At 44.8% G+C, this 24,564-nt stretch carries 17 protein-coding genes; 7 read left to right on the forward strand and 10 right to left on the reverse strand.

Annotation, left to right across the window (positions count from 1 at the left end; translation table 11 throughout):
* Positions 1 to 25: 25 nt before the first annotated feature.
* Positions 26 to 625, reverse strand: coding sequence for a CPBP family glutamic-type intramembrane protease (locus QUA99_RS05430; protein ID WP_333241237.1), 600 nt, complete (start codon positions 623 to 625; stop codon positions 26 to 28).
* Between the two features lie 465 nt (positions 626 to 1,090).
* Between QUA99_RS05430 and QUA99_RS05435 the strand changes: the two genes are divergently transcribed.
* On the forward strand, positions 1,091 to 2,680 hold the full coding sequence (locus QUA99_RS05435) for an Hsp70 family protein (RefSeq protein WP_333241238.1): 1,590 nt from the start codon (positions 1,091 to 1,093) through the stop codon (positions 2,678 to 2,680).
* 286 nt (positions 2,681 to 2,966) lie between these two features.
* On the opposite strand, the gene QUA99_RS05440 is transcribed toward QUA99_RS05435, so the two are convergent.
* Both QUA99_RS05440 and QUA99_RS05445 read right to left on the reverse strand, forming a co-directional pair.
* On the reverse strand, positions 2,967 to 3,488 hold the full coding sequence (locus tag QUA99_RS05440; RefSeq protein WP_333241239.1) for a L,D-transpeptidase: 522 nt from the start codon (positions 3,486 to 3,488) through the stop codon (positions 2,967 to 2,969).
* A 101-nt stretch (positions 3,489 to 3,589) separates the two neighbouring features.
* Entirely contained in the window at positions 3,590 to 4,228 is a 639-nt protein-coding gene (locus QUA99_RS05445; protein WP_333241241.1) for a bifunctional 4-hydroxy-2-oxoglutarate aldolase/2-dehydro-3-deoxy-phosphogluconate aldolase, read from the reverse strand.
* 225 nt (positions 4,229 to 4,453) lie between these two features.
* Between QUA99_RS05445 and QUA99_RS05450 the strand changes: the two genes are divergently transcribed.
* The gene (locus tag QUA99_RS05450; protein ID WP_333241243.1) at positions 4,454 to 4,618 is read left to right on the forward strand and encodes a hypothetical protein; all 165 of its coding nucleotides are present in this window, start codon (positions 4,454 to 4,456) and stop codon (positions 4,616 to 4,618) included.
* Between the two features lie 396 nt (positions 4,619 to 5,014).
* Here the strand turns inward: QUA99_RS05450 and ftsH3 are convergent, their stop codons facing one another.
* A complete protein-coding gene (gene ftsH3, locus QUA99_RS05455; RefSeq protein ID WP_333241244.1) occupies positions 5,015 to 6,853 on the reverse strand; it encodes an ATP-dependent zinc metalloprotease FtsH3 in 1,839 nt (612 codons plus the stop codon).
* Between the two features lie 641 nt (positions 6,854 to 7,494).
* On the opposite strand from ftsH3, the gene QUA99_RS05460 reads away from it, so the two are divergent.
* The 3 genes from QUA99_RS05460 to QUA99_RS05470 are packed head-to-tail and all read left to right on the forward strand — an operon-like array spanning position 7,495 to position 16,258.
* Positions 7,495 to 10,608, forward strand: a complete 3,114-nt coding sequence (locus QUA99_RS05460) for a glycosyltransferase (protein ID WP_333241246.1) — start codon at positions 7,495 to 7,497, stop codon at positions 10,606 to 10,608.
* 16 nt (positions 10,609 to 10,624) lie between these two features.
* Positions 10,625 to 11,953, forward strand: coding sequence for a glycosyltransferase family 1 protein (locus tag QUA99_RS05465; RefSeq protein ID WP_333241247.1), 1,329 nt, complete (start codon positions 10,625 to 10,627; stop codon positions 11,951 to 11,953).
* 18 nt (positions 11,954 to 11,971) lie between these two features.
* Complete coding sequence (locus QUA99_RS05470) at positions 11,972 to 16,258, forward strand: O-linked N-acetylglucosamine transferase family protein (protein WP_333241249.1); 4,287 nt, start codon at positions 11,972 to 11,974, stop codon at positions 16,256 to 16,258.
* Between the two features lie 114 nt (positions 16,259 to 16,372).
* Here the strand turns inward: QUA99_RS05470 and QUA99_RS05475 are convergent, their stop codons facing one another.
* From QUA99_RS05475 to QUA99_RS05500, 6 genes are all read right to left on the reverse strand, one after another.
* Positions 16,373 to 17,578, reverse strand: coding sequence for a DGQHR domain-containing protein (locus QUA99_RS05475; RefSeq protein ID WP_333241250.1), 1,206 nt, complete (start codon positions 17,576 to 17,578; stop codon positions 16,373 to 16,375).
* A 2-nt stretch (positions 17,579 to 17,580) separates the two neighbouring features.
* Positions 17,581 to 18,456, reverse strand: a complete 876-nt coding sequence (locus QUA99_RS05480; RefSeq protein ID WP_333241251.1) for an HNH endonuclease — start codon at positions 18,454 to 18,456, stop codon at positions 17,581 to 17,583.
* Positions 18,457 to 18,923: 467 nt separating this feature from the next.
* A complete protein-coding gene (locus QUA99_RS05485) occupies positions 18,924 to 19,262 on the reverse strand; it encodes a type II toxin-antitoxin system PemK/MazF family toxin (RefSeq protein WP_333241253.1) in 339 nt (112 codons plus the stop codon).
* Complete coding sequence (locus QUA99_RS05490; protein WP_106333869.1) at positions 19,237 to 19,434, reverse strand: hypothetical protein; 198 nt, start codon at positions 19,432 to 19,434, stop codon at positions 19,237 to 19,239. The genes QUA99_RS05485 and QUA99_RS05490 overlap by 26 nt, the downstream gene beginning before the upstream one ends.
* Positions 19,435 to 19,695: 261 nt before the next feature.
* On the reverse strand, positions 19,696 to 20,589 hold the full coding sequence (locus QUA99_RS05495) for a CNNM domain-containing protein (protein WP_333241255.1): 894 nt from the start codon (positions 20,587 to 20,589) through the stop codon (positions 19,696 to 19,698).
* 429 nt (positions 20,590 to 21,018) lie between these two features.
* Positions 21,019 to 22,104 carry a hypothetical protein gene (locus QUA99_RS05500; protein WP_333241256.1) on the reverse strand — a complete coding sequence of 362 codons (1,086 nt, stop codon included), beginning with the start codon at positions 22,102 to 22,104 and terminating at the stop codon, positions 21,019 to 21,021.
* Positions 22,105 to 22,218: 114 nt separating this feature from the next.
* Between QUA99_RS05500 and QUA99_RS05505 the strand changes: the two genes are divergently transcribed.
* Both QUA99_RS05505 and QUA99_RS05510 read left to right on the forward strand, forming a co-directional pair.
* Positions 22,219 to 23,136: a YihY/virulence factor BrkB family protein gene (locus QUA99_RS05505; RefSeq protein ID WP_333241258.1), complete on the forward strand. Its 918-nt coding sequence runs from the start codon at positions 22,219 to 22,221 to the stop codon at positions 23,134 to 23,136.
* Positions 23,137 to 23,530: 394 nt separating this feature from the next.
* Positions 23,531 to 24,544 carry a glycoside hydrolase family 104 protein gene (locus tag QUA99_RS05510; RefSeq protein WP_333241259.1) on the forward strand — a complete coding sequence of 338 codons (1,014 nt, stop codon included), beginning with the start codon at positions 23,531 to 23,533 and terminating at the stop codon, positions 24,542 to 24,544.
* Positions 24,545 to 24,564 lie beyond the last annotated feature (20 nt).

The raw sequence follows: 24,564 nt of genomic DNA on the forward strand, positions 1-24,564 counted from the left end.
ATGCTAAAACTTCGTTGTGCTTACCTCAACGACCTCTTAGCCATTTGAGGTTTTTGCAAAACCGGGATGCTCCCCCTAAGAGCACAGCCTGCCAGTCGCTGTAAGCTGCTATTACAAAAATGTGGTGGAGGGTGAAAAATAGCGAACTCAGAAATATTGCTTTTGTTCCCGGTATGAGAATCTGGCACTTGTTGCAGACAAACCACCGCCAAGTAAATTCTTCAATCAGCGAGTTAACCAGCACAAAATATGCTTCTACAATCAAGTAAATAGTAGGGCTGCTAATACCTAATTGATGCGATTTTTGTTTAGCAACTACAGGATCGATCCAGTGCTGACCAAAAAGGCTATAGATACCCAGAATTACCGCAAACATGAATATTCCCCAAATAGCTCCAGCCAGCAATTCTTGGCGCTTGGGTATGGATAAACGCAGCTTTTTGCGATCGACAAAAACAGACCACGCGATCGGAAAAACTAGCAACCAAACTTGACACAAGACTGACAGTGTTTGTCCCCAGCTTCCAGGGGCAATATACAAGCCTGCTATGATACCGATACTAGCCGCAGGGACAAGCAGTGTTAGAGCCAATAGTGCTGTTTGGCGATCGCCCATTTCCAACATTTTTCACGCTTCATTACAAAATTGGATTAATATCAAAGGTAAAAGCTTGGTAGCGGCGGACAGATTATACCATTTTCAAGAAACAGTGCAACTGTATGCCCCAATTCCCAACCCTTATGCAGTTAGTCATTCTCAAGTTTTTAATATAAAATATAAAAGGGTAGGATTTTTATGCAGCTTATAAAAGTGGTGCTTATTTGTTGCACATAAAAATATGCAGTTGCACAAAATTGAAGACTCCGCCGCTAAAGCTGTTCCGGTTGCAACAAAGTCTTTATGCAAGCACTATTTGAGAATCTATAGCCATCCTAAATGAGTTGTCAACTTTTTACCCCACCCCAACCCTCCCCTTATCAAGGGGAGGGAGTAAGAAATTCACAAATGATTTAGGCTTGCTATATTTGCATTTACCACTCTAAATACCATAATATAATCTAATCCCTAGTAGCTGTGTATTTTGGCTGAATGACGATCGCAATTGATTTTGGAACTAGCAACACCGTGGCCGCTCGCTGGAATCCAGCCCTCCAGCAGCCCGAAACTTTGAAATTACCGGGATTGTCGGCAATCTCGGCTCAAAATCCGCCCCTAATTCCCAGTTTACTCTACGTTGAGGACGCTGCTCAAAGTAAAGTCATACTCGGTCAGCAAGTCCGCGACAAAGGCCTGGATTTGAGTGGAGATTCTCGGTTTTTTCGCAATTTTAAGCGGGGAATTGGCACTTCAGTTCAGGGTTTTCTGCCAGAACTTGACGGGCAACTTGTTACTTTTGAACGAGTAGGTGAGTGGTATTTGAGCCAAATTGTGAACTCAATTCGCGAACTGCCCTTGCCGATCGACTCTTTGATTTTTACTGTGCCGGTAGATAGTTTTGAAGCTTACCGCCATTGGTTGGGAAAAGTGTCACAATCTCTGCAAGTAGAACAGGTGCGGATGTTGGACGAACCTACGGCGGCTGCTTTGGGTTACGGTTTGGCCGATCGCGAAAATCTGTTAGTCATTGATTTCGGTGGCGGAACTCTAGACCTTTCTTTGGTGCGTTTGGACGCTGCCGCCGACAAAAAGCCCCTCGGTTTTATTCTCAAATGGGGCGAAAAGTTATTAGCTGAATCTTCAGCGCAAAAAACAAAAGTTGCCCGGGTTTTGGCTAAAGCCGGACAAAATTTAGGCGGTTCTGATATTGATAATTGGCTGGTTGACTATTTTGTTCAAACAAAAGGGCTGGTAAAATCTCCCATTACCACGAGATTGGCAGAACGGTTAAAGATTCAATTGTCTTTGGTGAATCAGGCGGTTGAGGTTTATTTTGATGACGAAAATTTTGAGAGTTACGAATTAGAATTAGACCGAACTCGTTTTGAATCTATCCTCGCGGAACATCAGTTTTTTGACAAACTAGACGAGTGCATGAATCAAGTATTGCAGCAAGCGCGGCGCCAAGGCTTAGAAATTGGCGATATCGATGCAGTTTTGCTAGTTGGCGGTACTGTACAAATTCCCGCCGTCGGGCGTTGGGTGGAGCAATATTTTGAGCCGGCAAAAATTCGCTGCGACAAACCCTTTGAGGCGATCGCCCAAGGTGCTCTGCAACTGAGTCAAGGCATAGAAATCAAAGATTTTCTCTATCACAGTTACGGCATCCGCTACTGGAACCGCCGCGACAATTGCCACAGTTGGCACAGTTTAATCAAATCCGGCCAGTCTTATCCGATGAGCGAACCGGTAGAATTAGTCTTGGGGGCTTCTTTAGAAAATCAGCCAAGTATAGAATTAATTATCGGCGAATTGGGAGCGGAAACTGGCGGCACGGAGATATATTTTGACGGCGACAGGCTAATTACTCGCCAACTCGCGGGCCAAACATCGGTACAGCCCCTAAATGATAAAGATGGAGCCCGCAGCATCGCGCAATTGACGCCGCCTGGGTATCCGGGGAGCGATCGCATCAAAATCTTCTTCCGCGTTGACGAACAGCGCTTTTTACGCATTACCGTGGAAGATTTGCTGACAAATGAAACTTTGTTAGAGGATAAACCCGTGGTGCAGCTAAGTTAGGAATTAAGCACGCCTAAAAAAACCAGGAATTACGCACTCCGACTGAAGAAACCGGGTTTTTACTGAATCTAGGGGCTGCAACGAAATATTTCGCAAAAAAACCCGGTTTCTGACCAGCCGTGGGTAATTCCTAATAGTGTTTGACTAAGCTGTTCGGCATTTAAATTGTATGTCAAAAAAAATAAAAGTCTTGTGGGGTGGGCGTCCCGCCCGCCCTGAATATACAATTTAAATGCGCGACAGCTTATTCCCGATGCCCAATTCCCAATGCCCCATGCCCCATGCCCTAAACCTGAGATTTGTGCACCACCACGGGTGTTCCCACCGAAGCCCATTCAAATAGCCATTTAGCGTGATTGACAGCTACATTTGTGCAGCCGTGAGTAACGGGATTGCCAAACAAATTATGCCAGTAAGCGCCGTGAATTGCCATGCCTCCGTCGTAATACATTGTATAGGGAACGTCGGGCACGTCGTAGTCCGGCCCAGTCATTCTAGTAACGCGGTGTTTGGTTTCAACGGCAAAGGTTCCGGTGCGGGTTGGAGTCTCTGATTTGCCGCTGGAAATAATCACCGCGTAAACGGGTGTATTTCCTTCCCAAGCTATTAACCTTTGTCTTGATAAATCTATTTCAATCCAGCGTTCGCTGGATTGCTGCAACTGCATAATTTTATTGGCAATTGTGTTGTGCTGTTCGCTGGCCAATGCGGTCATTGAACCGCCGCAGAATGCAGCAAAAGTGAGGGCGCAGCCGGCACAGAAAGTTCCAGCGCGGCGGAAGTAAATTGAGTTGATAATGCTGTTCATTTCTCACACCTCGTACTATTTTAGATTTTAGGTTATAGATTTTAGATTGGCTTGTCCTATTTTAGATTTTAGATTTGAAATGTTGGATTGGGAAACTGGACTTAACAAGTTGTTAAGTTTTGGGCGAGAGTTCGGGCAATTTGGACGATCGCCCGCCAATCTCGATTTTCCACTAAGTGTTTAGGAAATAAGTCTCCGGCTAAACCAACGGCGATCGCCCCGGCGTCTATAAATACTTTCGCATTTTCCAGCGTCACCCCGCCAGTGGGAATTAAAGGAATGTTTCCCAGGGGGCCTTGCAAGCTTTTCAGGTAAGTCGCGCCTCCCAAAGCCGATATCGGAAACACTTTAACGCAGGTAGCGCCTGCTTGCCACGCGGTCACAATTTCCGTGGGAGAAAAAGCACCGGGGACGATCGGCACTCCGGCATCAACGGCTGTTTTAATCATCGCTACATCGGTGTGCGGAGTAAACAGAAATTGAGCGCCGCAGTCTATTGCTTGCTGTAACTCTTCTAAGTTTAATAAAGTGCCAGTACCAATACTAAAAGTAGGAAATTCCGACCGGAGTTCCGCAATTAATTCAACGGCTTTGTGGGTGTTCCAAGTAATTTCAATAAACTGGATTCCTCCTGCTGCTACCGATGATGCCATGTGCCGAGCGAGTTCTTTTTCGGAGGAACGGATAACTGCGATCGCCCGGTGTTTTTTTAGTAGTGTCAACCAAGATTGATGATTCATACAATTTTAGATTTTAGATTTGGGAAGGCTCCCGAATTGGGAACTCGTATCATTCTGACTCGCATATAATTTTAATACAGGTTACTAACTGCTATATAGCAATCCTAAATCATTTGCATAATTATTGTAGGGGCAATCCCACGCCCGGTTGCCCGATAGATAGGGGGTAGGCAAAGAAAGGCACTACCCCTACAAATTTATCTGAATCATTTAGGATTGCTATATATGCCAAATTACAATATGCTCCACGTTCAATTTTTAACGGATAATCTAGGCAACAAAACTGCTGTAATTGTTGACCTCAAAGAATACAGAGATTTTTGGGCGGACGTGCTGGCTGAAGGTGGCGAACCGATCGACTTTCAGTTTTTAGTTGATTCTCAAGGCTAAAAAGTCGCGGCTTGACTTCGAGTACCCAGGCGAACTCTGGGAGGATGTTTACGACTGTCGAATTCATTGAATATAGAAAAGATGAAAGAAGATTTCCCTGGGAAGAAGTTAAGCGCCAGCTTCAGGAAAAAGGTAGGTTGAATGTCTAATATCAAATCCGGTAGCATCGGAATTATATCGTTTCCGGTTGGACCGAAATTATATAGAGGACACGGCAGTGCCGTGTCCCTACCCGGATTAATTGTAGGGACACGGCAGTGCCGTGTCCTGCCGGGAGCGAGGCCGCATGAACTTAAAAAAAATCGGGGAGATTCCAGACCTTCCCAGAATCACCCCAATTCTTGATTTCAAATTTTAGATTAAATCTAAAATCCAAAATCCAAAATCCAAAATTGATTAGGCGATCGTCGCCATTTTCACATCGCTATTAGCTAACAAATTTTGCAATTCATCCGCATCCACAGTTTCTTTTTCAACTAGCAGATCTGCCAAAGCATTAAGGACGTGGCGGTTGCCGACGAGTACATCTTTAGCGCGGCGGTAAGCTTGCTCTACCAACAAACGCACTTCATCGTCGATCGTGGCTGCGGTTTCTTCAGAGAAATCGCGTTCGGCCATGATATCGCGACCCATGAACATATTGCCTTGTTGGCGACCGAGAGCTACAGGACCAAGCCGATCGCTCATTCCGAAGCGAGTCACCATTTGGCGCGCTACTCTTGCCACTTGCTGCAAGTCGTTCGACGCACCGGTTGTTACTTCTTCCTCGCCGAAGACAATTTCTTCAGCAATGCGGCCGCCCAAAGCTACGGCCATTTGATTTTGCAAGTAAGACCGAGAATACAAGCCAGAATCCATCCGATCTTCGCTGGGTGTGAACCAAGTCAAACCGCCAGCGCGGCCGCGGGGGATAATGCTAATTTTCTGCACGGGGTCATAATCGGGCATCAGCGCACCGACCAAAGCGTGACCGGCTTCGTGGTAAGCTACCAAAGTTTTGCGCTTTTCGCTCATCACGCGGTCTTTCTTTTCCGGGCCTGCGAGCACGCGGTCGATCGCGTCGTTGACTTCATCCATCGAGACTTCGGTCAAGTTGCGGCGGGCGGCTAAAATTGCTGCTTCGTTGAGTAGGTTGGACAAATCCGCACCGGTGAAACCGGGTGTCCGGCGGGCGATTTTTTCCAAGTCCACGTCTTTGGACAAAGTTTTGCCGCGGGCGTGAACGTTGAGAATTTCTAGGCGGCCTCCGAAGTCGGGGCGATCGACTACAACTTGGCGATCGAAGCGACCCGGACGCAGCAGCGCCGCATCTAGTACATCGGGGCGGTTCGTGGCAGCAATCAAAATGATGCCAGTATTACCCTCAAAACCGTCCATTTCGGTCAGCAACTGGTTCAGGGTTTGTTCCCGTTCGTCGTTACCACCGCCCAAACCAGCGCCCCGCTGGCGGCCTACGGCGTCAATTTCATCGATAAATACGATACAAGGAGCGTTAGATTTAGCTTGTTCAAACAAGTCGCGGACGCGGGAAGCACCGACACCCACGAACATTTCCACAAATTCTGAACCGGAAATCGAGAAGAAGGGAACGCCTGCTTCTCCGGCTACTGCTTTTGCCAGCAGGGTTTTGCCTGTTCCGGGAGGGCCGACCAGCAGCACGCCTTTGGGGATTTTTGCTCCGACTGCGGTGAAGCGGTCTGCATTTTTCAGGAAGTCCACGACTTCTGCGAGCTCTAGCTTGGCTTGTTCTATGCCTGCCACGTCGCCGAAAGTCACCTGAGTTTGCGGCTCCATTTGGACTCTAGCTTTGGATTTGCCGAAGTTCATGGCTTGGTTGCCGGGCCCGTTTTGGGCGCGCCGCACCAGGAAAAACAGTCCCACTAAGAGCAGGATCGGGAAAAACAGGCTGCTGAGGGCTTTTACCCAGAAACCTTCGTCGCTTTGGGGCAGAACAGAAATGTCTACGTTATTTTTGGTCAGGATGTTGATCAGTTCTGGGTCGTTCGGCAGGTTGACGATCACTTTGTTGCCGTCTTGGGCTGTGACCAGGGCTTTACTGCGATCGGAACTGATATTTATTTTGTCTACTCTCTTGCCTTCGACTTCCTGAATGAATTGACTGTACTTCCAAACTTCCCTACTTGGGGGCTGTTTGTCAAAAAATGCCGTTGCTAAGGCAATGACTACAATAGCCAGCAGTGCGTACAGGCCCGCGTTTCTCCACCGTTTATTCACCGAGGTCGATCCTCCTAATTTTTAGTCCCTGTGATTTGGGAATTTTTAATTATGTTCATCAATCTTAACGTAATTGTAACTTGTTTGCGGCCCGGAAGTATGTTCTGAAGGCAGAAGGAGTTTAGTTATATAGGAGAGAGGGCAGAGGGCTGGGCTTCGGCGAGCGGCAGAGGGCATTCGGATCATTCCCGAACAGTCACCGACGATCGCCCTCCGGCTTCCCAAGAGTGCGCTTGTGCGCTAGATTTAATTGGCGATCGAAGTGGCGATCGAATTTTCCAATCTCGGCGGGTTAGACCTAAAACCTTAATTTGTCAAGACACAGGTAAAAAATTTATGAATGCCAGCTAAATCTTTCTGGTTTGGCGATCGATATAACTGAATAACTGATATATTGCACCATTGGCGATCGGGTTTTAAAGAGCGGGCGCGGGCGGGACGCTCACCCCACAACAAGCTTGATATCTTCTCGCTTCGCAGGCACCCTTGATATCTTCTCGCTTCACAGGCCCGACAGCCTGCGCGAGCGAGAATGGTGCAAAATATCAGATATAACGTATATATGGTCGTAAACTTTCTCGTGCCAAGATAGATACGACCAAAATAAAAATCGATTTTTTTTCAAATCAATCCTTGAAAAAATGATTAACACAAAACCATCAGTCAGTATCGGAATGCCAGTTTACAACGGTGAAAGCTACATTCGGCAAGCCCTAAATTCCCTGCTGGCACAAGACTATCCCAATTTTGAACTAATTATTTCCGACAACGCCTCTACAGACCAAACTCAAGAAATATGTCAGGAATACGCAGCCAATTATCCTCAAATTCGCTATTTCCGAAATGCCGAAAACCTCGGTTCTAGCAAAAATTTTAACCGAGTTTTTGAATTGGCGATCGGCGAATACTTTATGTGGGCTGCCCATGACGATTTGTGGCATCCGAGTTACATTAGCAAATGCGTTGCCAAACTCCAAGAACACCCCCAAGCCGTCATGTGTTGCAGCGAAGTTGCATTCATCGATGAAGAAGGAAATATAAATCCCGACTGGAATCATTACAGAAATCGAGAAACCCTCGGCATGGAAGTTGGCGAGCGAGTATTTACACTCGTTAACAAGCTAACTTGGATTGAAGTGTACAGCCTGATTCGCAGCAGTGCTCTCAAACAAACAAACAAGGTGAGTTCCAGCTATGGAGCCGATGTTATTTTAGAGTTAGAACTATTTATTTTAGGTGAAACAGTCAAAATTCCCGAAGTTTTATTTAGCTACCGGATTCCCCGCAAAGTAGCTAAAACTTCCTACGATTTAATGGTGAGTCTCAATCCAGATGGAGCCGACAAGCAGCGCCGAGATTATCACTTGTCATTAGCCAAAGACTTGTTAAAAGTTTTGCATAACTCCGGCTTGGACGAGAGATTGAAAAAGTCGATATGCACTGACTATATCGCAACTGTTTGCGAAAGTCAGGAATGGTTAGAAATGATTGCTAGAGAACAGTTATTGCCGTTCCAGAACCCCGCCGTTATCCAACAAGTTAGATTATTTGTCAGAAATCAACTGCAAGAACAATTTGGACGGAGTAACTTGATGACAACCAGCCGACTGTGCATTTATCGAGACTTTTTAACCGATTATTATCGGCATTGGATTGCCCAAATGAAAGAGGAGTTTACTCCTCGACGCAAACAGTGGGAATTCGTGGCAATTGTCCAAGCTTTGCACGAACGGGGCTTGCTGGGCAGCGGTAAAAAAGGTTTAGGATTTGCTGTCGGAAATGAGCCGTTACCGTCTTTATTTGCTTCCTTTGGCTGCGAGATTGTGGCGACAGATCAAGGTTTGAATCCTGTGAGCCAAAAACAGTGGGGCGAGACAGACCAACTTTGTAAAGGTAAAGAAGCTCTCAATGAGAAGGGCATTTGTCCGCCCGAACAATTTGAGAGATTAGTTGAATTTCGGGAAGTAGATATGAACTTCATTCCTGAAGATTTGAGGCTAGGAAAGTTTGACTTTATTTGGTCGTCTTGTGCTTTTGAACACATAGGATCGATCGAGAAAGGGCTGAAATTTGTCCAAAATTCTATGGATTGTTTAAAAAGCGGCGGAGTTGCTTTTCACACGACAGAATTTAATTGTACGTCCAATGCAGGGACGCTAGATTTACCGAATTTAGTGTTTTACAGGCTTCAAGATATCGATCGACTAATTAAAGAATTAGAGAAACAAGGACACTGGGTAGAGCCGATCAGCTATGAAATTGGCAGCGATGAACCAGATTTAAAAGTAGCAAGAGCACCTTATACAGAACCGCATTTAAAATTGGAAATGGGCGGTTATGTGGCAACCTCTCTGTTGCTGATTGTCCGCAAAGACTATTATAAAAAAGGGGGAATTTCCAGCTTACCAGTTGTCAGTCAGGAAAGGGAAAAACCAATAAAAATAATTTACGACATTTCTGTTCTAGGATACGGTCAGCACACATACAGTTCCCGAACAGGTGTTGCCCGAGTCATTGAAAATATTGCATTGGGTTTGCTTGCTTCCAAAGAAATAGATTTATCTTTTTGCGGCAGTCATTCTATGTATGCCGTGTATTCTTGTCTGGATTACTTGCAGTCCCAGCCAATCTTTAAAGAAACGCCGTTTGTGCATCCCAGCTTCATCTATATTTTGATTAAAAAATTAAATGATTTGTACGGAATGCTGGAAAAACGGGGTACAATTGCTCCCGAGTCTGGTGCAGATTTAAAGTATCAGCCGTTGATGGAAACTCTGAAAATTTCCCTGAGCAACTCGCTTAGCTTGACAGGTAACTACAGCAATTTACTAGATGCAGATAGTTTAAGCAGAACGGATATTTTTCATACCACATTTTATCACTTTCCAGAAGCAGTAAAACAAATTAAAAACCTGAAAAAATTTGCTACAGTCTACGATTTAATTCCGATTGTATTGTCGGATTTGTATGTCGGGAAAAATGACAGCGACTACCAGAGGATGATAAAATCTTTGGAGAGCATAACTGCTGAGGATTACGTTTTGTGCATATCCCAGGCTACTAAGAACGATTTGCTCGATCGAGTAAAGGCGATCGATCCGGCAAAAGTGTTCGTTACCTACCTAGCAGCGAACCCAAATACATTCTATCAATGTACTGATACCGACAAACTAACAGCAGTCAGAAATAAATACAGCATCCCCGACGCACAGTATATCTTAGCAGTCAGCACGCTAGAACCTCGAAAAAACCTCGAACACGTCATCCGCTGCTTTGCCCAGTTAGTCCAACAGCAAGGTATCAAAGATTTGTACCTCGTCTTAGTAGGTGCTTTTGGTTGGGATTACGAACCGATATTTGAAGAAATATCAAAAGGCGGTTTATCAAAAGACAGAATTCTAATTACTGGTTATGTCGCGGATGAAGATTTGGCCGCACTCTACAGCGGTGCTTTAGTATTTGTTTACCCGTCGCTGTATGAAGGTTTTGGTCTGCCTCCTTTAGAAGCAATGCAGTGTGGCGTTCCAGTTATTACCTCCAATAATTCATCTCTGCCGGAAGTAGTTGGATCGGCAGGAATAATGCTGCACCCTCAAGATGCGGACGGACTTTGCCACGAGATGCTGCAACTTTATAAAAGTCAATCTTTGCGGCAGCAAATGTCGCGAAAATCCCTCGAACAAGCTAAAACTTTTAGTTGGGAAAGGTGCATTCAAGAGACAACAGACGCTTACAAAATAGCCTTGTCAAGCTAAACTAAAAGCACAAAATATGCTACAATTAAACTCGGAACCAATCAAAGTTATTTACGATATCTCTGTCCTCGGACAAGGACACTTGCACCTGCGAGCTCGGACGGGCATTTTTAGGGTGGTTGAAAATATTGCGGAGGGATTGGCTAAGTCCAAAGAATGCGATTTGTCCTTTTGTACAACTCAATATTTTCAGTTGTTGGATGCTGCTTTGGATTACCTACAATCCAACCCTAAATTGACAGGAATTCCGCTGCTGCATTCCAGCTTTGACCGAATTTTTTACAGGAAGCTGGCGGAAGTTTATCATTTGGTGGGCGTGCAAGCGCAAGCGCAGGAAGTTGCGGGTAAGGCTGAGGATAAATTGTTTTTCGATGAGCTGAAAACCAATCTAGCTAACGGTTTGAACGCGATCGGCAGTTACTGGAGTTCGATCGCCCCTGATAGCTTAGAGGGAGTGGATATCTTTCACTCTCCCTACGATGAAATACCTGCATCGGTAAAGACAGCAAACAACCTGCAAATTTTTCTGACAATTTACGACTTAATCCCAATTTTACATCCGCAGTTTATTCTCGACGAGCGAGTCTCTTTCCTTCATAAAAAAACCTTAGCCAACATTTCTCACAATGACTGCATAACTTGCATATCTCATTCAACAAAAAACGACCTTTGCAATTATTTAAACATTGACGATTCGAGAGTGTTTGTCACGCATCTCGCTGCGGAACCGAGCATATTTTATCCCTGTCGCGATGCGGCAAAACTTGCCTCTACTCGCAGCAAATACGGCATTCCAGATGCTGCTTATATTTTGAGTTTGGGTACATTGGAACCGCGCAAAAATCTCGACGGTGCAATCCGCAGTTTTGCTCAACTAATTGAGGAACAAAATATTAAAGATTTATATCTAGTGTTAGTGGGTACTCCGGGGTGGAAATACGAGAAAATCATGGAAGAAGTTTCTAAGAAAAACTTTCTCAAAGAACGGATAATTTTTACCGGATACGTGCCAGAGTCTGATTTGGCAGCGCTTTACAGCAGTGCTTTAGCATTTGTGTATCCGTCGTTTTATGAAGGTTTTGGTTTGCCGCCGCTGGAAGCGATGCAGTGCGGAGTACCGGTGATTACCTCCAATACCTCTTCGCTTCCGGAAGTAGTTGGGGAAGCGGGGATTATGGTAGATCCAACAGATACCGATGCGCTGTGTCATAGTATGCTGGAAATCTACAACAACTCGTCACTGCGAGCAAGTATGTCTTTAAAATCTTTGGCGCAAGCTAAACTTTTTAGCTGGGAAACTTGCACTCAAGAAACTATCGCTGCTTATCGAACTGCTTTATCGTAATTTTACAGCAAACTCACCATGAAAATAGTTATTGACGGTATATTTTTTCAAAGCCAGCAAAGAAGCGGGATTGCTCGCGTTTGGGAGTCTTTGATGGCAGAATGGGTAAAAGATGGTTTTGCTCAGAATATAGTTATGTTGGATCGCGCGGGTACAATGCCGAAGATTGCGGGGATTGAACATCGATCGATTCCGGTTTACGATTACAACAAAACTGATGCTGACAAACAAATGTTGCAGCAAATGTGCGATCGAGAAAATGCTGATTTATTTGTTTCTACCTACTATACAACACCGATTTCGACGCGATCGGCATTTGTCGCCTACGACATGATACCCGAAGTTACGGGAGGCGACCTGAATAATCCCATGTGGCGAGAAAAACATCATGCTATCCGCCAAGCATCTTCCTACATCGCCATTTCCCAAAACACCGCCCGCGACTTAGTAAAGTTTTTCCCAGAAATATCTCCCCAATCAATTACTGTAGCTCACTGCGGCATTCAAAAACATTTTTATCCTTCTAGTCTACCAGAAATAGAAGCATTTAAAACTGCACACAGAATTGAAAAACCATACTTTTTAATAGTCGGAGAACGATTGGGATTCAACGGTTATAAAAATACGATTGCTTTTTTTCAAGCTTTATCGAGACTCAGCAGCAAGTCGGGATTTGATGTTGTTTGTACTAGCGGTCAACCTTCGCTAGAACCTACATTACAACCGTACACTGCTGGTTTAAACGTCCACCTGCTGTATTTGGGCGACGATGAATTAAGAGCGGCTTACTCGGGTGCGATCGCCCTGATATTTCCATCGAGGTATGAAGGTTTCGGACTGCCAATATTGGAAGCAATGGCTTGCGGTTGTCCCGCCGTCACTTGTCCCAACAGCTCGATTCCAGAAGTAGCAGGCGAAGCAGCATTGTATGTAAGCGAAAATGATGTCAATGCACTGGCAAATGCGCTGCTGGACGTACAGAAGCCAGATATTCGCAACTCGTTAATTGCTGCCGGACTTGGACAAGCCCGCAAATTTACTTGGTCAAAGATGGCAAAAACAGTTAGTTCTGCCTTGATTCAAGCCTGCGGCAGCCAACAGCAAATCCCGGCTAAATCGCCGGAATCTCCAATCTTATTGTCAAGCGTTATCGAGGAATACAAAAAAAATCCGACCGATTTATCTGCACTAGCAAATGTCCGCCAAGCTCGAAAACAAATTGCTGCTATCTGGCTTAATTTACCAGCAGAACAAGTTGCAAGTGCCTTTGCAGGCGATGCAGGCAAACAGCACCAAGCGCTGCTTGCTAGCGAGATTAGAGATGAAGTGCTAACCGATACAGAAGAGACTTTGGTGAGCGAATTAGCCGCCAATGTGGCGAAAGGATTTAACGAGCCAAAAGCCATCAATTACCTGCTCGCAGCCATGCTGTACCGTCGGGCACACCAATTGCCGGTCAAGTACGATCGCGCTAAAGTGCCTAATTGGTTCGCCAACGAATATCTCAAATTCATGTTTACTTGTCCGAACATATTTCAAACCCGAGGAGAAGCAGAGAGTTACTATCAATTTACCCGAGGATGGATTGATTACTTACATACTAATTTGTTTGAGAATGCAGATTCGCCACTTTGGCAGAATATTGCTTTGTTGTTCGCGCAAATTGCTAACTTTATCCCGCTTTATTTTACAACTGCCAACCTGCGCGATATTTACACCAAACGGGCGGAAATTATCGAGTTTGCACTCAAGAATCGCGGCTGTTCAATTGATTGTATCTTCCCGGCGCGATCGCCAAATCGCACAAAAATCCGCCTCGGCATCATCAGCGACCATTTCGCGCCGCAAACCGAAACCTTCGCTACCATCCCGGTTTTCGAGCATTTAAACCGCAACGATTTCGAGATTTACCTGTACGCGCTCAACACCAGCGGCCACCAATTAGAACAATACTGTCAAAGTCGCGCCGACAAACTGGTTGCACTCCCCAAAGACTTTGCATCGCAAGTCCAAACAATCCGCGCCGACGACTTAGATATCCTGTTTTTCGGTACGAATTTAACAGCTATTAACAAACCAGTTGGATCGCTAGCAATGCACCGTTTAGCTAGGGTACAAACGACATCTTTCTGTTCCCCGACAACTACCGGTATCCGCCACATGGATTACTACATCGCAGGTCAATTTACCGCACCGGATGCTAGTTATCAAGAACAATATCGCGAACAGTTGGCTGTGCTCGAAGGCAGCGGTTTTTGTTTCAAATACGCAACCGAATCGGAAGTAGCTACAGTCAAACCTACCCGCCAAAGTCTCGGAATTTCCGACAAAACAACAGTTTTTATCTCCGGCGCAAATTTCTATAAAATTTTGCCGGAGTTGAGAGAGAGTTGGGTAAAGATTCTAGCTGCTGTACCCGATTCCATCTTGATTTTATATCCCTTCGGGCCGGCTTGGACTCGCACTTATCCAGCCACACCTTTTGTTAACAATATGAACGCTGTCTGCGCTAAATACGGCGTGAATAACAACCGCTTGCGGTTCATAAAACAACTGCCAAGCCGCGCGGATGTGAAAGAATTTTTGCAGCTAGCAGATGTTTATCTCGATTCCTATCCTTACGCTGGGGCAACATCGTTAATCGATCCTTTGCAAGTAGGATTGCCGGTGGTTGTTGTAGAAGGAAATGCTTTGCGGTTCCGCCAAGGTTCGGCGATGTTGCGGGAACTGCAAATGTCTGATTTAATTGCGTATGACGAAGCATCTTACATTCAACTAGCTGTTACTCTCGGCACCAACCAGCAATTGCGGCAGCAAAAACGGCAGCAAATTCAGGAAAAAATGCAAGGCAATCCGCGCTGTTTTGACAGTGTTGCATACTCTGGGGCGATCGGCAAATTATTCCAAGAACTCTTTGGCAAATGGCAAACCAGCCACCTGGAAGTATCCCGCAGCTTACAAGATACAACTCCCGAACCGACAGATTTTTTCGATCGCCTCTCGAATGCCGTCAAGCTTTACCAAAGAAACTCATCAAACATCTCAGCAATATCCGAACTGCGTCAAATCCGCAAACAAATCGCTGATTTTTGGCTGAACATTCCCGCCGAAAACCTCGAAACTTCCTACAAAACCGACCCCGGCAACAGCTATCAAATAATGCTTTCCAGTGGCTTCCAACGTCAACCGATGATGGAAAGCGAACAAATATTTTTGCACCAATTAACGCAGATTAGCAAAGGATTAGTGCATCCCAAAGCTGTCAACGCCTTGCTGGCAGCAATGCTGTATTTCCCACCGGGAACCATGCGAATTCCCGACGCTCGCAACCGTTTGCCGCACTGGTTAATTGGCGATTACGAACAATTTTTTGAGGCTGATGCCACCGTCAAGTCTGAGTCAAGTTCTGACTTGTTAGCTCAATACATTCAATCCCCGCAATTTGCGAATCAACTGTTAGGATGCGTCAATCTTTACCGCATCGATCCGTCTGATGAATCGGTAGTTTTGGAACTCAGGCAAATCCGAAAGCAACTGGCTGATTTTTGGCTGACTGTTCCCTCCGAACAATTGAAAACTGTTTACAAAGGAGAAGTTCGCAAGGGATATCAAGCACTACTTAGCTGCGGCTTGCAAGCAGAAGCAATGACGGAAGCCGAACAAAAATTTTTGCAGCAATTGACCGAACTTAGCAAAGGGTTGGTGCATCCTCAAGCTATCAATGGTCTGCTGGGGGCGATGCTGTATTTTGTGCCGGGAAAAATGCGGGTTCCCGATGCTCGCACCCGCTTGCCGCAGTGGTTGCTTGAAGATTACGAAAAGGTGTTTGAGAGCGCATTGGAGCCAACAGAACAACCACTTATTAAACAAGATTATCTGCCGCAGTTTCTCAATCAATTAACTGCTGCGGTCAATCTTTATGAAATCGACCCGACTGCTGAATTGGTAATAGCAGATTTGCGCCAAATTCGCAAGCAAATTGCCGATTTGTGGCTGAGCGTTTCCGGCGAACAAGTAGAAGTTTTGTACCGGAGCGATTTTGGCAAGGGTTACAAAGCAATGCTGCGCAGCGGGTTTATTAACGAGCCGCTGAATGAGAGCGATCGCGAGTTTTTCAACTCGTTGGTTGTTGAGTTGAGTAAAGGATTTGGAACGCCTAAAGCTGTAAATAATTTGTTGGTGGCAATGCTGTATTGTCGCCCTGGACAGTTGCGGGTTCAGGATGCGAATACTTGTTTGCCTCCGTGGTTGTTGGCGGATTACGAGCAGTTGGTTGGGGGTGCGGTGAAGGTGGCTGTTGGGTGATGAAAGTGCGATCGCGCTGGGCGGGGAGCGGCTCGCCCAGCCCGATCGATTAGTTAGACAATTGGAACTTGATTTTTAAGGGCAAAAGAAGTGCTTCAAATATATGGACATTCTCTATTCCTCTGTTTCAATCAACTCTAAACCATTCATCCAATCCTTGCCTAATTTTGAATTAGTAATTATAGTCTTTAAATCATTTTTTATGATGTCTCTAAAATAGGGAGTGTCTTGAATTCTAAGCTCCCAATTTTTTAGCCAAAATTCTTTAGGTAAACGTTTAATGATATCTAACACTTTTTCTTCAATTTCATCACTTTCAAATACATCTAGTAAATCCATCTCCCAAAAATATACTAATCGGTCAGTGATATACTCATTGAAAGCACTAATATTTGCCTTCGTCATAAATTGATTATTTTTTCCAAAAAGCTCTGGGTAATTTCCTTTCACCGCTCTCCAGGTGGCACAGAAAAACTCGATCAAGGAATCTTCATCATTTTCAAGCACTGTAAATGACTTACGAATATATCGGATTGTTTGTTCTATTGCAGTAATTGGCACTAGCGCATTTTCGTCTGTAATCTCTCTGTTATAAGACCAATCTAATAAATTTTGAAATGGGCTTGATGGAGAATCATTGAGAGACGCAAGTATCAGTGGCTTATCACCATATTTAACACGCGCTCGTACAAGTCGTGTCTCAAGTTCATCTTCATTAAAATCTGCAACAATAGATTTGACATTTTCGGCTGAAACTCGTACTGCTTTATTATTTACTACAATAAACTGGAAAGCTTGTTCTTGACGAGTAGCATCTATTAAGCTAACAACAGTTATTGGTAAATCCTCTTTATCAAAATCAGACATACCATAAAGACGGTGCTGTCCGTCTACAATAAGTGCTGGTTTAGCATCCTCTTGTTCATTGCGTTCAAATGAAAACTCAATAATTCCCCAATTGAGTTGATTATCACAGCCATTTAATATGTTTACAGGCTTTTCTAATGAACTATTTGTTTGAATAATACTTTCGATAATTTTTGTATTTAAAGAGGTAAACTTTGCTTTGCCTGGATCAAAAGCTATAAGTATACTATTAGGAATTGTATTGATTGAACTAGCCTCTATAAATTTTGTAACTGCACTAGCTCTAGCTTTTCTTAGTACACGCTGCGCTCCTTTTTTGACATCTTTTATTCGTCGAATCCCCAACCACTCTTTCAAATCTTTTGCGCGTGCATTAAAAACAAAAAAACGAGTTACCTTTTCATCTGTGCGCTGTGATATTAAACTGCCAAAATAACACCTGTGTTCAGTCATAACTATCCCCTTATTTTGTGATGTTTTTCGCAAAAAATCTCTATATTTAAGAAATGCCAACTATCATTGGGATTTTTGCGTCCAAATTTTAACTTTCCCGCATCGGCTGCTGATTTTCCACAAATAGAACACTTAAATTCTCTTTTAGCCCATAAAGCCAATTCATATTGCCTGTTCATCTCCGTCGAAAAGTGTTTATCGTTTTCATCACTTACGAGACATATCTTTTCATAATGAAAATCGCTAGCATCTATATGATCTGACTTTTTACCATTACAAGTTGAGCAAGCGACTTCAAGATTAAAATTATCACTTGCACCGCCCATTGTTTGCGGCCATTTATGCTCCACTTCGGCCAAGTTGTATGAGTTTTTTTTTCTGGTATCAAAGTCCAGTTCGTCGCCGTTGTATGAGTTTTTTTTTCTGGTATCAAAGTCCAGTTCGCCGCCACAGATATAGCAAGCCTTATTATTATCTCTGGCTCTCTTTCTTATGTTATGTTTAGTGCTGTCTGCTACCTGTGCATTTCTCTTATCCAAACACTGACGAAGTAAGAAAATAATTCGTTCAATAGGCTTTTCCGGGAAGCGCATATCATCCTTCAGGAAAGCTCTCAAATCAGTGATTAATTTTTCATCTCCTTTACCCTCTTTTTTACACTTCCTTTGAAAATAATCAGCGGTTACTATCAGTCGTCTCAATACATAGTTGATGGTGCTATTGTAAACTAAATCTATTAATTCTCCATCAGCTTGCAGAATATAATCAATTCTTGAAATAAAGGAGTCATTTTTGACATCAGCAGGGAAAAGTTTTTTAATAAATTCCCTTAGCTGTTCTCCTGGGTTAATGTTATTTTCATCGACACTTTTTTGCATCGGATAACTCTCTTTGGATTTTCTCTCAAACTCAGATGAATAATCGTTGCTTTTAATTGTAATACTTTCCTTTTTTCGCTTTGCTCTTTCGCTCCTATATTTCAATACGATCCACTACAGATTTCTTGTAGTAATCAATTATCCCAATCTTTCTGCATGACTACATCGCATTTTAATATTTCTTAACTACTATGATGACTCTAGCAGTTCAATTTTCCCTAGTCGAACATTACCCCAAAGCGTTTTCAGAATATCCACCTCATAAAGTATACTGTATGCAATTGGCATATTTCTGGTACATTGTCCCACTGAGCGACTAATTACAACCTAACACTGTTTTAGCCCGATCGCTGGACGGAGAGTGGCTGGCAATCTTTCGGGGAGAAGATGGACAAGCTGCGGCATTGCGCGATTGCCCTTCTTATGCGAAACCCGACAAACAGGAAATATTATACTGTATAGCTGCACTACAACCCTAACCAACCTCGAAGAAATTGCTCAACTCGCTCAGCATCAGAATCCGCTAATTTGCCAATCGTCGTTACAACCAAGCTTTCATGCACTGTATACAAACCTCGCTTGACTGCGGTAGCCACATTTAACCCGGCTGTTGACCATTCAGCAAGTACGAACTCACCCTCCAGTAAGGATGCAGTTTTGCTTGTCAATGGCACAATCATAATGTCTTGAGATACGTGCGGCACACTCACAACAATAGCTGGTCTTACCTTAGAACTAGACAAGTCTGAAAATGGATATCTAACCAAAACTAGGTCATGTTTAGAGTAGCTGGGCGTAAACATCATCCTCAGTATTGTCCCAAACTGTATCTAGTGATGTTTGACTCGCTTGAAGCCAAAACTCAGTTTCTTCATCAGGTAAGAGTGTTACTAATACTTTTGCGCCTTCGGGTAATTCTGATAACTCCAGCAGTTCAATTTTCCCTTGTCGAACAGTAGCCCAAAGTGTTTTTAGCATATCCACCTCATAAACTGTGCTTTATGCAATTTGCCGATTTCTGGTAGGTTGTCGCACTGAGCGACTAATTACAACCTAACTCAGGATTGAATTGATATCAAGCTGGGTCGATTGTAGGCGATATCTGTAGGGACACGGCATTGCCGTGTCCGTAAGAGGAGACGGCAGTGCCGTTTCCCTACCATTTCCCTATCGTGTCCGTAAGAGGAGACGGCAGTGCCGTTTCCCTACGGGGATATTACTCCCATTAAAAACGGTAATTTAATTCAACACGAGTTCTGGCTGCTGAGTCTCAAACAAAGGACGAGTTACCTGACGCAGCAGCACTGTTTCTAAACTGCCTTCTACTACATTTTCTGCTTCTATTTCTAACTCGCCCCACAATAGCCGATCGCCTTGATTGGGCATTTTACCTAAATTGTGGATCACGAATCCGGCGATGGTTTGGTAAGCTTGGTTGGTCGGCAGGTTTAACCCGAGTTTTTCGTTAACTGCTGTCACTTCCCATAGACCAGAAATTAGTGCCGAATGAGCATCTTTTTGCAGGATAGTTGCCTCGGAAGGTAACAGCAGCGGTTGAGACTCTTTACTGGTAATCCAACCGGTCAGCAGCCGCACGGTACCGTTGAGAATTGCTAGCAGCGGCCACAGTATTTTTGAGCAGAGTTCGAGGGCTGGCATCAGCAGCAAAGCGGTGCGTTCTGGGGCGTGGGTTGCTAATACTTTGGGGATTAGTTCTCCTAAGACTATTTCTACGTAAGTTACTAAGATAAAAGCTGCGGGAACTGCGATCGAATGAGCAGTCAGCATCGCCGGCAAATGACCGATCGGCAATTTGTCGATCCACGGTTCGATCCAGTGTACAGTTGCTCCCTCACCCAACCAACCCAACAGCAAACTCCCTGCTGTTGTGCCAGTTTGAGTCACAGACAGGTAATGCGGTATGTTGTTCTGAGCTTGGTGGACGAGTTCGGCAGTTTTAGCGGTTGGGCGATCGTCCAAGTGGGCGAGTTGGCGGATTTGATGGCGATCGGCTGATACTAATGCTAGTTCTGATGCCACAAAAAAGGCGATTACAAGTGTTAAGCCCAGCAACATTGCTAATCTCAGCACTGTTTCGGCGACTTCTATTTCCAGGCAAGTAAGGTTGTTCAAGATAGATATCTAATACGATAGATGTTTTAAGTTAATTATTTAATTTTAGCTGGCGATTGAGATATATTGAGCGCCAGACATTGCGGATATCCCCACTACCCGTATTCGTAGGTGCGCATTGCGCACCTTACCCGTAGAACTTGTGAACTCTTTCTCTTGTCTTCCTTCGCACCCTTGGCGTCTTCGCGGTTCGTTTTAACTGAGATCTTGCACCATTCTCAATTACTTGTTTAGGAACAGGCTTTTCGGCCTGTTCCACAATAAAATTCATCTCTTGTGGAAGAGGTATCTTGCGAACAGGCTTTTCGGCCTGTTCCACAATAAAATTCATCTCTTGTGGAACAGGCCGAAAAGCCTGTTCTTGACAATGGTGCAAGATGTGAGTTAAAAAAAAGCATCTAATTTACCAAACCGGAACTCATTGCTGTATCAACTCTCCCTTACTTCCCGGAGCGCATTAATTTCCGTAAAAGTCTGCACCGGATCGGACTTCAACCCGCCTTGAATGTAATTCAACTTCACTTCTTCTAACAAATCCGACAGCAGCGACTGCAATTCCCCGAGAGTTTTCTCATCTTGCAATTCCCGCCGCAAACTTTGATTAAATTCTTGGCTGAAATTATCGAGAATTTTTCGACCTTTATCGTCTTCATAAGTAGTAGCTACTACATCCACAGCAGTTTGAGCCAAATAATTCGCTAGCTGTTCCGTCATCTCAGCAGGCAAAATATTAATCGGAGATAAAGTTTGCAGGATTTGATAGAAATCCGACTGTTTGATTGTTGTTTCCAAATTGTGGTGCAGCAATTCTTCCAAATCTGGTTGCACCTGCGGCAAAACTTTGTAAATTGTCAGATCCAAAATCCGCTTGGTAATTTGTTCGATCGTATTTTCCTGATTGACGTGAAGGTATGGCTGCTGCGCCAGCAACATCTGCGCCGCGTCGCCCTGTTCGATCGAACTTTTAGCTTGATTGATAAACCGCACCATCATGTATTCCGACATCGTATTGGCTAAATAAGCCACCGGTTCGTAGGTAATTTGAGCAACTACGCGATCGAGATTCACCAAACCCGACTTGTGCAGCCGCACCAATACCGGCAGAATCCGCCACCCCTGCCAAATCGGTATTACCAGAAACACTTCGTACCAGCGCCTCAGCACAAAATCAAACCAAGTTACCCCCGGTTTACGGCGGGTGTGAAACAGACTTTTAATCAAAAATTCCGCCCCAAAAAAACCGATAAACAACGCATCAATTCGCCAAAACTGGTCGGCGCTTTTCAAATATTCGGGATTTGGCAAACTCGAATCAATGCCTTTAATCGGGTCATAAATTTTAACTAAACCCGGAAAATAGCTCTGATAAACAGGGCGCAACTGAAGGTAACTGAAATGAAAAAGTACCAGCAAAAAATTGGCCACCGCTACTAATGCGCTCAGTTTTGCCCAAGAAATTGCTTTTTTGGACAACTTTACATCGGTGCTGTTAACAGTTGTGTGGGAATCTGACATAAAAGTAATTTTCCGAATTTGCTAATCGATAAATCTATCTTGTGGCTGAGGCTAAAAAACTCTTAACCTATTACAATCCCTTGGTGGACGATAAGTATAAGGAAACCAAATGCCGTGAACTTAAAAACAGTCATATCGCTGCTCAAAGAAACTTTTACTGAATGGCAAGAAGATAAAGCGCCAACCCTAGCCGCCGCCCTAGCCTATTACACAGTCTTCTCCCTCGCCCCGCTGCTAATTATCGTGATTGCGATCGCCGGTTTAGTCTTTGGCCCAGACGCAGCCCAAGGTCAAATTGTCGCCCAACTCCAAAGTCTAATCGGCAAAGATGGCGCCCAAACCGTCCAAGAACTCATCCTCAAAGCCTCCGAACCCAAGTCGGGAATGATTGCTACTCTAGTCGGCATCGCTACACTTTTGTGGGGCGCTTCCAACGTGTTTACTAATCTTAAAGAAGCCCTCAATACTATTTGGAATGTTTCACCTCCTCCCGGACGCGGTATCTGGGGCTTTTTACAAGACCGCCTACTGTCTTTTGCAATGATTTTAGGGATCGGCTTTTTACTGCTAGTTTCTTTGGTAATTAGCGCCATTTTAGCAGCCGTCAGCTATTGGTTAAACGGCTGGTTGCACTTACCCGTCGGCATTTGGCAGATCGTGGATTTTGCCATTTCTTTTGGCGTAGTCACGATGCTGTTTGCCTTAATTTATAAACTATTGCCCGATGTTAATCTGGCTTGGAACGATGTTTGGATCGGCGCTGCTATCACCTCCTTGTTGTTTACGATCGGCAAATCCCTAATTGGAATTTACCTCGGAGGTAGCGGTATTGCCTCTACCTATGGTGCTGCTGGCTCGTTCGTGATTATCTTACTTTGGATCAATTATTCGGCTCAGATTCTCTTCTTAGGTGCTGAGTTTACTCAAGTTTGGGCTAATCGCTACGGTTCCCTGATGCTGGCAAAACGCAAAAATTTGCTCAGCATTCAAGCTGAGGAGTCCTCCGCGTCCAAACACCGACAGAATTCTTAATATTGGATACAAAAAATGCGATCGCTCGCTTTTGAGCCAGCCGGATGCCAGCACCTTGAAACCTATGTCAGTTGGGACTGCCAGGCCTGTGGAATCACTAAATTTTAGACTCAACCCATCGCCAAATCTGCCCGCGAACTTGACCGGGCGAACACTTAGTAGTATCACTGGATATGGTTGAAATCAGTTTATCTTGATCCCTGTTCCTACCCTTCGGTGATCACCGAAAAATTTGAAGTTTGCGATCGCCCCGAAAGAAATTTGTTTCCTTGCTAGTCCCCAATTTCAACGGTGAAACCAATCTCAAGTCCACAAACTGGGATATTTCAACCTGAACTGATATCAGGAGGTACTTTTGTACGCATCAAAACATCTGGGACGCCACCTGCTCCCTATGTCAGACATGGAGCTAATTCGCCTGTGGGTAAACCGCAAATCCCCCCGCAACCGGCGCTTTAGCTGGCAGGCGGCCAACCATTTTCGAGTGTTTGTCGCAAAACCGCTGGCACAAGTTACTCTGACAGATGTGGAGACTTTCGCCGCAGCGATGAGAGTTCGGAAATTTCCACCGCGTTTTTACAAGCAAACCTTGGTAGCGCTGAAATCGCTGTTCGCCTTCGGTCAGCAAACGAAAATTTTGCCCGCAACACTCCCCCTTCACCGGTGGCCGGTTCTGCGCCGGAATCGCTTTAAACGCCTTCGTTTTCAACTCTCTTGGGGTTTTTTAATCTGTTTGTGCTTTTTCTTAGGTCGAATGACGCCGAGACTGTGGGGACAATCTGTCTCGGCAGAAAGCTCGCCTACCCCGAAACGTCTGCCGGAAGTTGCGGCGATCGATTCACCAGACAAAAGAGAGGATAACATCGAGCGCGATCGACAACCCGAAACTGCAACCCTGAATGCACCAGCTCCCACACAGGATAGCAAACTTGATAGCATCGGCCCGGAACGTCGAGTCAAAGCCTTTCTCGACACCATCGCAGCCGCCGAAGGAACCGCTAGCCCCGACGGCTACCGCACCCAGTACACCGGTACAAAATTTGTCAGCTTTCAAGATCACCCCAGGGAAATGAGGTGCGGCCGCCGCTACGGCAAAAAACTCTGTTCCGACGCTGCGGGGCGATATCAGTTTCTCAGCACCACTTGGGACAGATTTGCCAAAAAATTTGGCGTCCGCGATTTCAGCCCCCAAAATCAAGATTGGATGGCTATAGAGTTAATCCGAGAAAAAGGTGCATTAGAAGATATAGAAGCGGGGCGATTGGAGCCAGCAGTCAGAAAACTCGCTTACATCTGGCCTTCTTTTCGGCGTTATGGCGGTTCTGTAGAATCGTCGATGCCCAAACTCGAAGCAATGTACCTGCAAAATTTGGGGATTGACCGCCCCGGATTGGTTGTTAGAAATTAGTGAACAGTCCCAGGACGAGT

The organism is Microcoleus sp. F10-B2, from assembly GCF_036704965.1.
GTDB lineage: Bacteria > Cyanobacteriota > Cyanobacteriia > Cyanobacteriales > Microcoleaceae > Microcoleus.